We start from the raw sequence: 14,703 nt of genomic DNA, 5'->3' as shown, positions 1-14,703 counted from the left end.
GTCAGGTCGAAACGCCAGATGATCGCGTTGGTGGTGCTGCGCCGAGTGCACCGTCCGCGGTGACACTCGAGACCGCGCCGGCCTCCATCACCGGCGCTGATGCCGGCGCGGTGACCGGGGTGGCGGCGACCGGAGTCAGTGCCTTGAGCCAGGCGCCATCGGCACCGCCGTCGGCCACGTACAGCTTGTCGTCAGCGGCAGCCAGACCGGTAACCCCGGACAGCCCGGTCGTACCCGTGCCGGTAGGCGAGACCAGCAGCGTGGTGCCGTCGGTCTTGTTGATGCGCACGATGGACAAGGCGGTGCTGCCGTAGGTGTCGCGGAAGGCGGCGTAGAGATAGCCACCGACGGAGACCATCGCCATGATCGGCAGGTTGTTGAGGGTGTTGGTGATCAGGGTATGGGTGCCGGTGACGGGATCGATGCGATAGAGACTGCCGTTGGAGGCGCCCACACCGTAGAGGTAGGTGTCGTCGGCGGCGATCGCGTTGTACCCGGATATGAGGTTGTTGTAGAGCAGGGTGGGGGCGCTGCCGCTGGTCAGGTCGAAACGCGAGATGATCGCGTTGGTGGTGATGAGGTAGAGCCATTTGCCGGCGATGGTGCCGTGCTGCCACGGGTTGGTGGAGCTCGGCTGGGCGGCGATGGTGCTGCCGGCACCGGTGGCCGGGTCGATGCGGCGTAGGCCGCAGCCGTCGATGAGGTAGACGAACCGGCCGTCGGCGCCGACAACCCGGGTGATGGCCTTGAAGCGGACCTGGTCGCCGGTGGAGCCGTTCTGGCAACTGGCGGAGCCTGCGACACCCGCGACCACACTGCTGGCACCACTGGCCTTGTTGACCTTGAGCAGCTGAGTGCCCTTGTTCAGATAGGCATACCCGCCGAGCACCGCAACACCGTTTGTGTCCGACGCGGGACCCAGCACCCCGTTAGCGGTCACCGTGGTGAGCTCACCCGCCTCCATCTCTGAAAGCGGAATGGGAGCCGCCGTGACGGCAGGGCTGACGGTGAGATCCCAACCCGAGCTAAACGGCTTACTGGCCAGCGAGCTGACCGGGGAGGCAATCAACGAACCTGTTGGCGTTGCCGCCAACGACTGGTTCACGACCGGGGCGGCCTTGGCTTTCACCGGAACGGCCCGTTCGGTACCGGCCATCGAAGCCGCTTTACTGACGGCCGGTAGGCCTGCAGCGTGCGCCGGTGGGGCGACGACGAACCCGGCCAGCACCGCCGTCGCGGACAACAGCGCCAGCGTCGTCAAACGACGTGGCTGCCCGCCGCCCGATGACGCCTGCCGCGTGAACCTCGAACGCACCCCGTGACCAGTCATGCCGACCTTCCGCTGAGAGAGACTCAACGAGAGTCCGCTACGCGGCATATGACTGCATTACCCAGAGGGTGTGGCTTGTTCCCCATGCGGAGTGCCGCAGATGCGGGCGGGTTGTTACTCAGTAGCCGTTCGGAGGATCCCCAGAGTCGGTGACCGCTCTGCGCATGCGGAAGAAAACGGCACGGTCGAACACGTGAGTCACACCAGTCGCACCAAAGCGCTGAGCTGGTCAGCCGTTAGGTGAAACACACACAGGAATCCTCGTGACGAGGTGGTCCGGTCGGTCGTGGAGGCGGTGCCGGAGTTGCGCGAGGCGCTGGTGGAGCACGTGCGGGACTACGACGAGATCTTGCAGCACGTCTTCTTCGGTTCTGTTCTGGTGCCGTTCGTCGTGGCGGCGTGGAAGGCGGGCAACTCCGAGCTGGTTGGCCGGTGTCTGGAGGTGTTGGAGGATTTGACAGGGCCCAGTTCCACCCTGACACCGTGCAGTCCGGCCAGCTTGGCAATCACCGCCAGGCCCACCGCATCGTCGACGTCGATGCGCCTCGCCGACGGGTTGGCCAGGCGCTCATTGACCTCCCGTAGCTGCTCGGGGCTGATGCCGAGCCTCGGTCCACGACCGAGAGCAGCACAAAGTCGCCCAGCCGTGTGGCGTCGACAGTGACCGTCGAGTTAGGCGGGAATACCGGGTCGCGTTGTCGAACAGGCCGGCGACCACCGATTGGATACCAGGCTCGATCAACGTCAGGCCGTCGAGGAGGTCAGCGAGTTCCGTGCCAGTACCCAGGCAACGACCCGAATTTAGATCGGTCAACGCCGCGGGTGTCTACCGTGGCGACTCGCTGGTGGAGGCGCTTAATGAGATCAGCGGCGCCGACATGATCCCCGCCAGCGCGCAGAAGGCTTGCGACTTGGTGGTGCAGAGCCTCGCTGTAGGGGTCGATGCTGGTGGCACGTTGTAGCAAGCTCAACGCTTCGTCGGGGTCGGCGTGTTCAGCACGGGTGGCGTAGGCGTCTATGACGGTGCGGCGAGTCTGTTCGCGGACGGGGGTGACCCAGTGCCAGGTGTGTTCGGCGGCAATTTCACCGCGGTACAGGTCGATGACGGCTCGGCAGGCCCGATCTCGTTCGGTGGTGCCGACGGCATGGGTCATGGCGTTGACGGCGGTTCGCCATGGGTGCAGGTCGGTGCTGATGACGCGGGCGTTGAGTCGGTACCGGTCCTCGTGGCGGTTGATGGGGTCTTCGCTGAGCAGGGGGCGTAGTTGTTGTCGGAGGTCGGCCAGGGTGGTGTGCAGGCGTTGGCTGATGGTGGCGGGTGGCAGATCGGGCCAGATGGCGTGGGTAAGTTCGGTGCGGCTGGCGCCGTGGGGATGGATGGCGAGGTAGGCCAGAATCTGCAGGCTGGCGGTGCGTCGAAGGTGGACTGGTTCGCCGTCGGCGGTCAGGTGGCAGTCGCCGAGCAGGGTGAGGCGCGCCTGGGTGGCCGTGGCTGGCTGCACGCGGGGAGCGGGTGGCGTGCGGGGCGCGGTCTTGGACGGTGGGTTCGCTCTAGGTGCGGGCTGCTTCGAGCGCTGAATGAGGGTCAGCAGGGCAGCGGTTGTTTGTGAGTCGAGGGTGCAGAGTCGGCGTGGCTCGGTGAGGTCGGGGCCGGTGGCGGTGCCGTCGGTGGTGACGTGCCAGCGATGGGTCGCTGCGATGGGTTCCTCGCTGAGCACGATGATGGTGCCCGCCACGGCGTCGTTGCCGGCTCCCGTCATGAGCTCGGCGATGGTCGGGGTGACCGGGTCACCGGGCGGCAGCAGCGCTGCGAGATCATCGGATTGTACGGCCACTGTGGAGGTGTTGCTGAGTGCGGCCTCGACGATGATGCCTCGGGCGGATGCGGCGGCGCCGGGTCCGGTCAGCAGCAGGACCCCGTCGGGTAACCGCTGCGCCAGCAGCGGTGGCGGTGTGCGGTCGGCTCCCGTGGCGTCGTCGGTGAGCGCGTCGGCAACGGTGCCGACGGTGTCGGGCAGTGGTTGCAGGTCGGGGTCGTTGTGGTGGTCGCGGGGGTGCTGGGGGTCGGGCCGGTAATGGCGGCGCCGTTGGAGCCAGAGCGCGGCGGCGAGCGCGGTGATCGCGGCGGCGGTGCGGTACGGGATCCAGCCACCACCAGGCAGGGCGACGCCTGGCGGCTCGACTTGCGTCGGGCGGTCGGTGTGGTGGTCGGAACGTGCCGGATCCGAGGGCTGCGGTGTGTCGGTCGCCGCCGGTAGCGGTTGGGGGTGGCCGACGCTGGCGGTGGGCAGGGTGAATGCGACGACGCCGGCCATGGAGCTGGCGGTCATCTGGGCGGCTGTGGGTACGGCCGGGCGGCGCATGCGTCGCAGCCGGCGGCGCAGCACGGCCAGAGCGCGCCGGGTCAGGTGGGTCAGGAGCAGGAGCCAGGCGAGTCCGGCGACGGCGAGGCATCCGGCGATGATGGTGCCGGCGGTCAATGGCTGCTCGGCCCATGCCGTGATCTGCGCGCGGGTCGGCGTTTGCCACCGGTGCTGCAGCCAGATGCCGGCGAGCAGCGGCGGGCCGGCGATGACGGCGAGCACGAGTAGCACGGTGGCAAGTCGGTTCATCCAGCGCATGACCACAGGTGTCCCAGGTCAGCGCCGGATCGGCGGGATGCGCAGCAGCGTCCAGGCGTGCACGCCCCACCAGCAGGCGACGGCGAGCGCCCAGATGACGGCCAGCGGTGCGGGCCCGGTGCGGGAGATGATCACGGTGAAGAAGCCGATCGGGACGATCAGCGCGAGCCGGGCGCCGGGATGCCGCACCAGGGTGCAGGCGGCGGCGACACCGATCAGCAGGCCTCCGGCCAGGCCGATGCCGTTGGCCCAGCCGGCGAACCACCACGGCCAGGCGACGGTGTACCAGAGGTTCACGGCGACGATCCCGGCGACGGCGATGATCATCGGGCTGGCGGGGAAGGTGAGGAAGCCGTCCCACCCGCCGGTCGGGGTGACGTCGCGCCGCCAGGCGAGCACGGCGACGACCGCGGCGAGCACGGCGATCGGCAGGACTGTCAGCAGGATGCCTTGCGCCAGACGTGGAATGGGTTGGTTGAAGTACAGGCCCGCGGTGATCGCGTACATGGTGGCGGTGGCCAGCCCGCCCAGCAGCGCAATGGTGATGCCGCCACTGATCCTGCCGGTCGGCTGGTCTGCCGAGGTGGTGTGGGTGTTGTGGTCGAGCAGGGCGGCAAACAGCGCGGCGGCCTGTAGCAGGCAGATCATGGCGAGGGTGGCCGCGATTGCGGGCAGGGCCCAGTTCGCCAGGGGGGCAGTGGTGTTGTCGTAGTCGAGGCGGTAGTCGTCGGAGAAGAAGATGTAGGACGCGAACAGCGCCAGTGACACCACGCCGGGAAGGGCGAGGGTGATCAGTCTGCGCACCGGTGGCAGCGGCAGCGGTTCCTCCGCTGCGGTCGTCTCGGTGGTGTCGGCGTCGGCGGCGCCCAGCACCGCCGCGGTGTGGGCAGGCTCCACCTGCACGGGGGTGGCGCCGAGTTTCGCCGCGATCAGGTCGCCTGCGCCGGGCGTGGCGGCCGCGGCGCCGATCAGGTGCACGCCGCTGACCTGTTCCAAGGTGAGGTCGGCGTTGTCGAGGGCCTGCGCGGCCAGTTCACCGGCGCGTTCGAACACCGACCGTGCGACCTCGGCCACCTGATTTGTGTTGACGACCATGGGTGGCTGGCCGTCGGGCATCGGCATGGTCACCGCGACCTGCTCGGACAGCGCGTGTCGGGCGGTGCGGATGTTGGTCAGCATCGGCCACCGCTGTTCAGCCGGCATGTCGTGCAGGTCGGTTGCGGTGAGCGTCTTGACCAGGGCGGTGTCGAGGCGGTCGCCGCCGGCGTCGGGATCGGCGAGGGTGGACACCACTTCGGCGCCGGCCGGATCGCGCTGCACCACGGTGACCTCGCAACCCGCGCCGACGTCGATCACCAGGGCCGGACCCTCGGTAGCCGGCAGCCCGGCTGCTGCGGTGCGGGTGTCGAGCCGGGCGATGGCGGCGACCGGGGCCTCGACCAGGCGGGACACGGCCAGACCGGCGGCGCGTGCGGCGTGGCGCATCCAGGTGCGGCGCCGTGGTCCCCACCCGGCGGGAACGACCAGGCGCACATCGTCGACCGGCTCGCCCGTGATGCGCTGTGCTTCGGCCGCGACCTGCCGCAGGGTCGCGGCGACCAGGTCGACGACCTCGACCTGCTGTCCTCCGGCGGTGACCTGGCCGGTGCCGGCGCGGAGCGGCGAGACCACGAGGCCGTCCGGGTCGGTGGCGGCCTGCCGCCACGCCGACGACCCGGTCACCATCCCACTGGTGCTGATGTGGGCGGCGGTGGACATCTCGCCTGTCCCGTCGAGGGTCAGGGTTGTCGTACCGCCGGGCGCGACCAGGACCGCTCGCACCGTGGCAGCGCCGTAATCGATCGCCAGCCGTGAATGCACGACAGCTAGTGAAGCAGAAGATCGACGATCAGTCACTCCACATTCGCCGACCGTGTGCGTCCGGCGATCGTGGGGCTGCAGGGTTCTGACCTGCGGTTGTAAGTCTGTGTGAGGTGTTGTGAGTGGTTGTGAGCGCTCGAAAGCCGCTTTCGGGGTCGGCGTCTGCTTAGCCTCGCAGCACCGCTTCGCTCTCCGAGCGCGGTCGGCGATCGCGCCGACCGCGGCTGCCGACCGAATGGCCTTTCGGATCCGGAGAGCCGCGAGGCGACGGCCGGTGAAGGGGTAGGAGATGATCCGACTGATGGCGGCGATCCGCACGACGGTCGCCGTCGTGACGCTGCTCGCCGCGGTCCCGCTGCTGCTGGCCGAGATCGGCGGGAACCCGCTGCCGGATCGGGTGCCGTCCACCGTGCAGATCCAGAACTGGCTGGACGACCCGCTGCAGCCGCAGTACGTCGCGGCGACCGCAGAGGCGGCCGCGTGGCTGATCTGGGCGCTGCTGGCCGCCACGGTCCTCGGCGTGATGGGGACCCGGGTGCGGCGCTGGCGGTGGGCTCGCCTGGCGATCTACCTGCCAGGCCCGGTGCAGGGATTGTCGGCCACGCTGCTCGGCGCCGCCACCGTCACCACCACCGCCGTCGGTGTGCCGCAGCCACACGCCGCCGTCCCGACCGCCGCGGAGGAAAGCGTCCCACCCGGCCCTGAGGCCATGGTCAAGACCGCCGACGCCACGACGGTCCACGTGCACCGTGGTGAGCACCAGCCCGAGCATTCCTCATCGACGGTCACAGTCCGGCGTGGCGACACCCTGTGGGCTATCGCCGCTGATCGACTCGGCAGCGCCCAACGCTGGAGGCAGATCCACCGGCTCAACACCGACCGCTACCCGCGCATGCGCGGCGGTGACCACATCGAACCCGGCTGGACACTCACCCTGCCCGCCCGCGCCGGCAAGTCCGCACCCGAGCCGACCCCACCTGCCACTGCGGCCCCAGGGCCGACCTCTCCGCCAGCGCACCCGAGTCCGGCCGCGTCACCAGCCGGTGAGCGCGACAGCGTCGGCGAAGCTTCCGTCCCCACCGGGACACCCGCATCCCCGTCCCCCGGCGAGGCTGCGGCACCGCAGCCCCGGGCCGGCCACGGGCGCAGCCCGCAGACCGGGGTGTTGCTGGCCAGCGGCGGCTGGGTGGACCTCGGGCTGGCGCTGGCTATCGCCGCTGCGGCCAGCATGGTGTGGCGGCTACGGCGGCGCCGCTACACGCCCCGGCCGGTCTCCCCCGAACTTCGCCTCGACGACCCCAACCTCATCCCGATGCCGCCGGCGGTCACCGAGATCCGCCGCCTGCGTGCCGATGAAGAGCCGGACGACAGCGACACCGCGACCACCGACACGTTCAGCTTCACCGGCACCGACCCGTCGCCCGACACCTCCGACGACGACCTCGACGCCGCGGACGAACCCGTCCGCGCGGACACCGACGACATCGGCGAGTCCCAGCAGGACGAGCCGACCCCGGAAACCGGCGATGTCAGCCCGACCCGGGCACCGCAGCAGCTTCGCCCTGTGGTGCCGACACTGGACAGCCCGGCCACAGTCGCATGGCCGTCGTCCGGACTCGGCTTGACCGGGCCCGGCGCCGAGGCCGCCGCCCGCGGATTCCTGGCCGCCGCGCTCGCCGACACCGGCGCGCCGCCCGGCCAGGTGGTGCTGCCCTCGACCGTGGCGGCCACGCTGCTCGGCGCCGCCGCCGTCACCCTGCCCACCACGCCCCGCCTGATCGTCACGGATGACCTCGGCGACGCCCTCGCCCTGCTCGAGCAGCAGATCCTGCACCGCAGCCGGCTGGTCTACGCCCACGAGGTCGACACGGTCGCCGCGATGCGCGCCGCCGACGCCTACGAGGAACCGACACCGCCGATGCTGGTGATCGCCGACGCCGGGAGCAGCCACGAACGAACCCGGATCAGCGCCCTACTCGCTCAGGGACAGAGGCTCGACGTCCACGGCGTACTTCTCGGCGACTGGCCGGACGGCGACACCATCACCGTCGACACCGACGGCACCACCAGCACGAGCGACCCAGGACGGCACGGCCGGCACCCCGCCGACATCGGTCGGCTCGCCGTGCTCACCCCCGCCGAGACCGTCGCGGTCATCACCACTCTGGCCGAAGCACACACCGGCCTGCCTCAGCCGATCCCACCGGTCGAACCCTTACCTGACCCGCTACGCGCCGACCCGGAGAACACAACGACGGACACCGCCGAGCCGGTACCGGCGCTCGACGACACCGCCCGCGTTCTGCTCGCGCTGGCCGAGCTCGGCGAGGCAACCGCCGCCGCGATCGCGGCCCACGTCGGCATCCCCTTCCCGACCGTCACCCCGAAACTCGTGGCCAGCGAGCACACCGGTCACGCCAAGACGAGCCGGACAGACACCGGCAAGATCCTCTGGGGGCTCACCGACACCGGGCGAGTCGCCGCCGGTATCTCCACGAATCCCGACGAGCCGCAGGCCGCGACCGAGCAGATGGCACCGGCCCCGGACGCAGCCGGCGCCGAAGCACCTGCTGACGACCGCTTCGTCGACGTCGACACCGCGCTGCGCTGGCCCGATCCGGACACCGAGTTAACCAGCGAACCGCAACCACAGCCCGCGACCGTCACGGACGACGACGCCCGGCAGCGCGGGCACGTCGACGTCACCGTGCTCGGAGAAGCGGGCATCGTCGCGACCAACCCAGACCGGCGTCCCCGCAAGAAGGCCCTCGAACTGCTGGTCTACCTGGCGGTGCACGACGGCAGCGCCACCGCCGAAGCCATCCTCGACGACCTGCTGCCCGACGCGCCCGCCAGCAAAGCCCCCGAACGGCTCTACACCTACGTCTCCGACCTGCGCTCAGTCATGCGCCGCATCGGCGGACCCGCCACCTACCTCACCCACCCCCACCGCCGATACGTGCTCAACCCCGACGCCATCGACGTCGACCTGTGGCGCATGCGCGCGGCCCTGCGCGACGCCACCCAGACCTCCGACCATATGCAGCGCTTGGGCGCGCTGCGCCGCGCGGTCGACACCTACCGAGGCCCGCTCGCCGACGGCACCGACTACGAATGGGCCGAACCGTACCGAGAGGCCATCCGGCAACAGGCCCTCGACGCCCACCTCGCCCTAGCCGACGCCCTCACCGACGACCCGGCGGCACGGGCCCAAGTGCTCGAGGCCGCCATCGGGCACAGCCCATACAGCGAACACCTGTATCAGGAAGCGATGCGGGCCCGCGCCCAGCTCGGTCACCTAGACGTGATCCGCGCCCTGCGCCGTTCCCTCGACCGGGCCCTAACCGAGATCGACGCGGAAGCCAGCGACGACACCATCACACTCGCCGAGCAACTGATCGCCGACCTGCAACACCCCGGACGGCGCAACGAAGTCCAGCAGACCACCGGAACCAGCTAACAGCTTGGTTGGCATCCCACGCCAGGTCGCCGCCATCGTCGCTGCGCTGCCGGACTAGCTGCGGCCAACTGGGTACGTCATGTTGGTGTTGGCGAGTCATTGTCGGGCGTGCGGCGAACCGGACGGGCGCGCAGCTGTTCGACGTACGCCATCACCACCGGGACCGCTACCGGCACCGCAAGCACCCACCACAGGTCGTAGGCGAAGCCTAAGACGACGGCGATCGGCAGACCCAGCCCCAATGTCAGGCATCCTGCATAAAAGCTCGGTGGCATGGGTGGCGCGCTGTCGCCCTCCGCTGTGCTGGCCTCCTGGACGACCGGCGGCGGAAGTTGTGGATGCGGGGCAGGCAGATCCGCGAAGATCCGCAGCAGCTCTGCCTGGGTAGAGGCTCGATCGCAAGCGTCCGACCGACGTTCGTACTCGGTGGGGTCCAGCCGCCGCGCGGTCAGATGGGCCTCCAGCGCTTCCAGCGCCCGCTGCCGCTCGGGAGTACCGATCCGCAAGTCGGAAGAACTGTCCGAGTCGCCGCTCCGCCCGTCCCCGCCGTCGTTGACCATAGCCGGCAGCGTAATGATCACTTCGAGCCAAGGCTGAGCAACCGATCGGTCAGATCATCCGCTTGACCGGACCGACAACGCGTCCGTCGGACCGCTTCCGCGACGCCCAGGCGGGCTCAGGAGTCCCCCAAATCGTCGGGGATTGCCCACACACGCGAGAGGATATGACTGCTCGTCGCCGTGTGCCTGGCCCGATCGCGGTCATCGTCCAGAACGTCAACTCGGTGGTCGGTAGTAGCGTTCCCGTACGGGTGATGACCATGAGTCAGTCGTCGACCTGGATGGTGTCGTGGGCCTCCCGCCGCGGCGATATCGGCAGCGCCTCGTCGGAGTCGACGTAGCCGAGCCATACGGTCAGGAACGGCTCGCCGGCGTCGGGCCATCCGCTGCGGCAGCCGGGGCCATGCCACCTCGACGGTCTCGCTGATCGGCGCGGTGGCGACGCCCGGCCCGGATGAGCAGGGTGGCCAGGCTGACACCTCCGGATAAGCCGTCTACCACGCTGCCTGGATCAGTCGCGCGAAGACGTGCCGGGTGCTGCGAAGCCACCGAGCAATCCGTCCGTCCGGGCCCTGATGGTCACTCACGAAGATGCCGACGGTGGTTTCTACCTGCCGCAGCGGAGGTCAGAGAGCGTGAAGAGGCTGCCGCGGGCGGTGAGGGCTTTGCTGAGGAAGGCAGCGGTCTGGGCGGGTTTGAGGTCGACTGCGGCTAGGGCTGCGGCAGTAAGTGGCAGACGGTCGAGTTCGTACGTGCCACCGTCGTGTCGGCTGATCCCTGGTCCGGTGCGGTCGGTGAAGGACCAGTGGGTGATTCTGGCCAGATAGAGGTACTGGCGGTCGTGGGTGTCGCCGGTGATCTGGATGAGGCGGTCGATCTCGGGTTCGCCGGCGAGTCCTTCGTGGATTTCGCGGCGCAACGCGTCCTCGGGGCTGGCGTCGCTGTTCGCGCGCTGACCGCCGGGCAGCACCCAGTAGGGGGCTGCGCCGGCGCGGGTTCGGCGGATGAGCAGGATTTCCGTCGCGGGGGTGATCAGTGCGGCGCGGACGCGTTCGGTCATCGGCTTCTCCTGTTGCGGGAACGAGACGTCGTCTGGCGTCACGACTGTCGACGGTCTAGCGAAGCCGTCCGCGCTGTTCCTTGAGTGGCCGGTGCGGGTCGTCTCCCGCGTGTCGTGGGGAAGGAAATCGCACCTGCAACGTTGTGCCTACTTGTGCAGTTGCGAAACTCTTCAAGTTGAATGGCTCACATATTTACTATCTCCGACAGTCGCCTGTAGGTACCGGACAGCATGTGCGTTTCGCTTTCGCTCACCGCAGCCATCCTCGAGGCATCACGACACACGAGCTCTGAGGAGTCGGACATGGCAGAGATGGATGTGGCACTCAAGGACACGATGCAGATCGACGGGGCGTTGGGAGCGGCGCTCGTCGATCACACCAGCGGCATGGCGCTGGGTACCGCCGGCGGCAGCAGGGACCTCGACCTGACGGTTGCCGCGGCGGGCAACACGGACGTGGTGCGCGCGAAGCTACGCGCTATGGAGATGCTCGGCCTCACGGAGAAGATCGAGGACGTCCTCATCACCCTGGACACCCAATATCACCTGGTCCGACCCTTGACCAGCCGATCGGGCAAGGGCTTGTTCCTGTACCTGGTCCTGAACAAGGACCGGGCGAACCTGGCCATGGCCCGCCATCAACTGCGCGCGATCGAAGGCACGCTCGATCTTTGATCACAGATGCCGTCACGGAGCCATCCGCCGACGAGGACGAACGTGGAAGGGTCACCTCGTCCTTGTCGTGGCACCTCCGTGATGCTCGCCTAGGCCGGGACAGCCGACCGCCTTGGCACGTGCAGGTGGACAGCACCGGAGGTCTTCCACTGCTCGCCATCGTGCCCGCCGCGACACGAGCGCAGCCCCAGGGTCAGGGACGAGGCTCGACTCGATCCTGTAACTCGGCCAGCAGTCCCTTCCTGTCGGTCAAGACCTCACCGAGAATCCGCCGGCCGGCCGCAAGTAGATCCAGCACGGCCGGTGTACTGAGTGCGTACATGACCGAGCCGCCCTCACGGTACGAAACCACGATGCCGGACCGGCGCAGGACGGCAAGTTGCTGCGACAGACTCGACGGCTCGATGTCGATCTCCGCAAGAAGATCACGCACCGGACGTGGCCCAGGCTGGAGCAACTCCAGGACCCGAATACGGACGGGATGCCCCAGGGTCCGGAACAGCTCTGCCTTCGCCTGGTACAGGGGCACCGACACGACCGCCCCCTGCCTGGTCGGCCACCACGCGTAGCTGGCCTGACCGCCACCAACCTGCTTCTGGATCGCAGGAAGTCACCTACAGGTTATACGGCCGGCAAGGCGCTCCTCACCGCGGCGACACCCGGCTGGTCGATCGCTGCGAGGTCGCGTGCCCAAGGCGCGGCGACGAACGCGAGACCTGCCCGGTTGGCGTGGAGCTTGTCGGACCGAACGGCAAGGCCACCCCTGGTTTGAGGGTACGCCGCGACATACCTAAACGACTTCACGCGGGATCGGGTCATGGCAACACCTCAGAGGGTCGGTGTGGGGATCACCGCTGTAGCCGAGAGCCCGGGTGAGGCCGTGGCCTCGTCATGTGACGGGGTCGAGGATCAATATGGGGCCGGCCAGGCTGGTGCCGGCTGTGGTGGTGGCGGGGCCGATCAGCAGCTGCACCGCGGCCAGGTCGGCGTTGCGGACCTGGACCGCTTGTTGCACCGAGTCGTGGTAGTCGTGGAAGTGGGCGAACGCGTATTCAGTCGTCAGGACCACGATCCTGGCGTCGTCGGGCACCGCGCACGCCGTGGCCCTGATCGCGCCCAGGCCGAGGGGCGGACCGCCGGGGCCGGGATCGATGACCGTGTACGTCATCGGGTCCGGGCCGGCGGTGGTGGCGGATATCGCGAGGATCTGCGGGCCGCCGCAGCGCAGCACGTGGGTCGCCCCGGCCGGTGAGACGTGGACCAGGGTGGCGCTGATGTACCCGCCGGGCGCGTACCAGCGGGTGACCGGCTCCAGGGCGGCCACGACGTCGGACAGTGCGACGCCCGGACGTGCCGCCACGGTGCGGAACACGCGTTCGACCTCCCGTACGCAACGCCTGCGGTCGGGTGACTCTGCCATCACCATGCCGATCAGAATCCGCAGGCCGTTGCCGGGCACGGGCACGGCGACGGCGAGCTCTGCGGGCAGCCGCGACGTCGCGAGCACGATCGGGCGGGCCACCTGCCCTACTCCGACGTCGGTGATGCTCGGAGGCTCACCGCGTCGCTTGGAGGTTCGGGCACGTTGACGCAGCCAGGACACCCCCGGCATCAGGGCCAGACAGATACCCGAGCTGGTCAGCGACCAGACGTCACCGCGGTGACCCGGGACCATCGGCAGCGCCACCGATGTCAGGATGAGGACGCTGGCCCAGCCGGCCACCAGCGCTGACACCCGCGGCCGTAACGACATGCCCGCCACACCGGGCACCAACAGCCACCCGATCGGTGCGCTGATCCCAGAGACACCCATGAGCACGGCGTTACCGGTCACGGCCAGCATCGCCGCACCCGCCGGCGCCCTCACGCGCCTGCCCGCCGATTCGCCATCACGCCAGCCGCCTCTTGCACGCCCCAGTCGTTCTCAGCCTAACTCGGCGACGGCTCCGCGCGGCGGCTCTGCGGCGTTGCGGTGCGGCGGCGCACGAACGCCTTGAACCACGAGTAGTCGGGCAGCCGGGCCAGGGCCGGCCCGGTAACCACCGTGATCAACACGTACGCGGTCGCCAGCGGCGCCAGCCCCGGCTCCACACCGGACGCCACGGCCAGGCCGGCGATCACGATCGAGAACTCTCCCCGTGGCATCAGCGCCAGGCCCGCGCGTAGCCGCCCCGGCACCGCGATGCCGGCCCGCTTGGCGGCGACCCAGCCCGTGATCACCTTCGTCGCCATGGTGAGCACCGCCAGCGCCAGGGCCGGCAGCAGCACCGGCGGGATGTCCGCCGGGTCGGTGGCCAGGCCGAAGAAGACGAAGAACACGGCCGCAAACAGGTCCCGCAGCGGCGAGAGGATCTCGGTGGCATGGTGCGCCACCGGCCCGCCCAGTGCGATACCGACCAGGAAGGCCCCGACCGCGGCGGACACCTGCAGCTGCGCGGCCACACCCGCCACGAACAGGGTCAGCCCGAGCACACTGAGCAGCAGCGCCTCCGGGTCCTTGACGGACATGAAGGAGCTGATCGCGTGGCCGTACCGGATCGCCACGACCAGCACCACGATCACGGTGACCACCGCGATGCTCAGCGCCTTCGCCCCACCGAGCAGCCCGGCTCCGGCCAGCACCGCGGTGACCAGGGGCAGGTAGAACGCCATCGCCAGGTCCTCGATGACCAGCACCGACAAGATCACCGGGGTCTCCCGGTTACCGAGCCGGCCGAGATCGCCGAGGACTTTCGCGATCACCCCGGACGACGACACCCAGGTGATGCCGGCCAACACCAGCGCGGCCCGCCAGTCCCAGCCCATCAACAACGCGAACCCGGCACCAGGCAGCGCGTTGAGCAGCCCGTCGATCAGCCCGGCCGGCGCGGCCGAGCGCAGGTTGCCGACGAGTTCGCTCGCCGAGTACTCCAGGCCCAGCATGAGCAGCAGCAGGATCACGCCGATCTCGGCGCCGACCTCGATGAACTCCTCACTGGCCGGCAGCGGTCGTAGCCCGCCATGGCCGAACGCCAGACCGGCGAGCAGATACAGCGGTATCGGGGAGATCCCGAACCGGCGTCCGATACGGCCCAACATGCCCAGGCCGAACAGCAGGATGCCGACCTCGACGAGCAGCACGGTGGTGCTATGCATGG

11 protein-coding genes are annotated in these 14,703 nt (G+C 69.3%); 3 read left to right on the top strand and 8 right to left on the bottom strand.

Translation table 11 applies throughout. The features are described from left to right. Window position 1 precedes the first annotated feature (1 nt). Window positions 2–1,261: a DUF6923 family protein gene (locus ACIBSW_RS25075; protein ID WP_354719098.1), complete on the bottom strand. Its 1,260-nt coding sequence runs from the start codon at window positions 1,259–1,261 to the stop codon at window positions 2–4. A gap of 355 nt (window positions 1,262–1,616) precedes the next feature. On the opposite strand from ACIBSW_RS25075, the gene ACIBSW_RS25070 reads away from it, so the two are divergent. Then, window positions 1,617–1,994 (top strand): hypothetical protein, encoded by a 378-nt coding sequence (locus tag ACIBSW_RS25070; protein WP_354719096.1) that lies wholly within the window; start codon window positions 1,617–1,619, stop codon window positions 1,992–1,994. Between the two features lie 97 nt (window positions 1,995–2,091). Here the strand turns inward: ACIBSW_RS25070 and ACIBSW_RS25065 are convergent, their stop codons facing one another. Next, window positions 2,092–3,942: an alpha/beta-hydrolase N-terminal domain-containing protein gene (locus ACIBSW_RS25065; protein WP_404799476.1), complete on the bottom strand. Its 1,851-nt coding sequence runs from the start codon at window positions 3,940–3,942 to the stop codon at window positions 2,092–2,094. A gap of 27 nt (window positions 3,943–3,969) precedes the next feature. After that, the gene (locus ACIBSW_RS25060) at window positions 3,970–5,811 is read right to left on the bottom strand and encodes an Hsp70 family protein (protein ID WP_354719092.1); all 1,842 of its coding nucleotides are present in this window, start codon (window positions 5,809–5,811) and stop codon (window positions 3,970–3,972) included. Between the two features lie 289 nt (window positions 5,812–6,100). On the opposite strand from ACIBSW_RS25060, the gene ACIBSW_RS25055 reads away from it, so the two are divergent. Further along, window positions 6,101–9,271 (top strand): BTAD domain-containing putative transcriptional regulator, encoded by a 3,171-nt coding sequence (locus ACIBSW_RS25055; protein WP_354719090.1) that lies wholly within the window; start codon window positions 6,101–6,103, stop codon window positions 9,269–9,271. A gap of 77 nt (window positions 9,272–9,348) precedes the next feature. Here ACIBSW_RS25055 and ACIBSW_RS25050 read toward each other — a convergent pair whose 3' ends face one another. Next, window positions 9,349–9,831 carry a DUF1707 domain-containing protein gene (locus ACIBSW_RS25050; protein WP_354719088.1) on the bottom strand — a complete coding sequence of 161 codons (483 nt, stop codon included), beginning with the start codon at window positions 9,829–9,831 and terminating at the stop codon, window positions 9,349–9,351. A gap of 607 nt (window positions 9,832–10,438) precedes the next feature. Beyond that, on the bottom strand, window positions 10,439–10,891 hold the full coding sequence (locus tag ACIBSW_RS25045; protein ID WP_404799453.1) for an NUDIX domain-containing protein: 453 nt from the start codon (window positions 10,889–10,891) through the stop codon (window positions 10,439–10,441). A gap of 303 nt (window positions 10,892–11,194) precedes the next feature. Between ACIBSW_RS25045 and ACIBSW_RS25040 the strand changes: the two genes are divergently transcribed. After that, window positions 11,195–11,566: a hypothetical protein gene (locus tag ACIBSW_RS25040; protein ID WP_354719084.1), complete on the top strand. Its 372-nt coding sequence runs from the start codon at window positions 11,195–11,197 to the stop codon at window positions 11,564–11,566. 193 nt (window positions 11,567–11,759) lie between these two features. Here the strand turns inward: ACIBSW_RS25040 and ACIBSW_RS25035 are convergent, their stop codons facing one another. The 3 genes from ACIBSW_RS25035 to ACIBSW_RS25025 all read right to left on the bottom strand — a co-directional run bounded on the left by ACIBSW_RS25035 (window position 11,760) and on the right by ACIBSW_RS25025 (window position 14,701). Continuing rightward, complete coding sequence (locus tag ACIBSW_RS25035; protein ID WP_354719082.1) at window positions 11,760–12,101, bottom strand: metalloregulator ArsR/SmtB family transcription factor; 342 nt, start codon at window positions 12,099–12,101, stop codon at window positions 11,760–11,762. A 354-nt stretch (window positions 12,102–12,455) separates the two neighbouring features. After that, the gene (locus ACIBSW_RS25030) at window positions 12,456–13,088 is read right to left on the bottom strand and encodes a hypothetical protein (RefSeq protein WP_354719080.1); all 633 of its coding nucleotides are present in this window, start codon (window positions 13,086–13,088) and stop codon (window positions 12,456–12,458) included. A gap of 407 nt (window positions 13,089–13,495) precedes the next feature. Further along, window positions 13,496–14,701: a cation:proton antiporter gene (locus tag ACIBSW_RS25025; protein WP_354719078.1), complete on the bottom strand. Its 1,206-nt coding sequence runs from the start codon at window positions 14,699–14,701 to the stop codon at window positions 13,496–13,498. Window positions 14,702–14,703 lie beyond the last annotated feature (2 nt).

The organism is Actinoplanes sp. NPDC049668 (assembly GCF_044465445.1).
In the GTDB taxonomy this organism is placed as follows: domain Bacteria; phylum Actinomycetota; class Actinomycetes; order Mycobacteriales; family Micromonosporaceae; genus Actinoplanes.
Note: the sequence above shows the minus strand (reverse complement) of the source record. Positions and strands in the feature narration are given on the sequence as shown.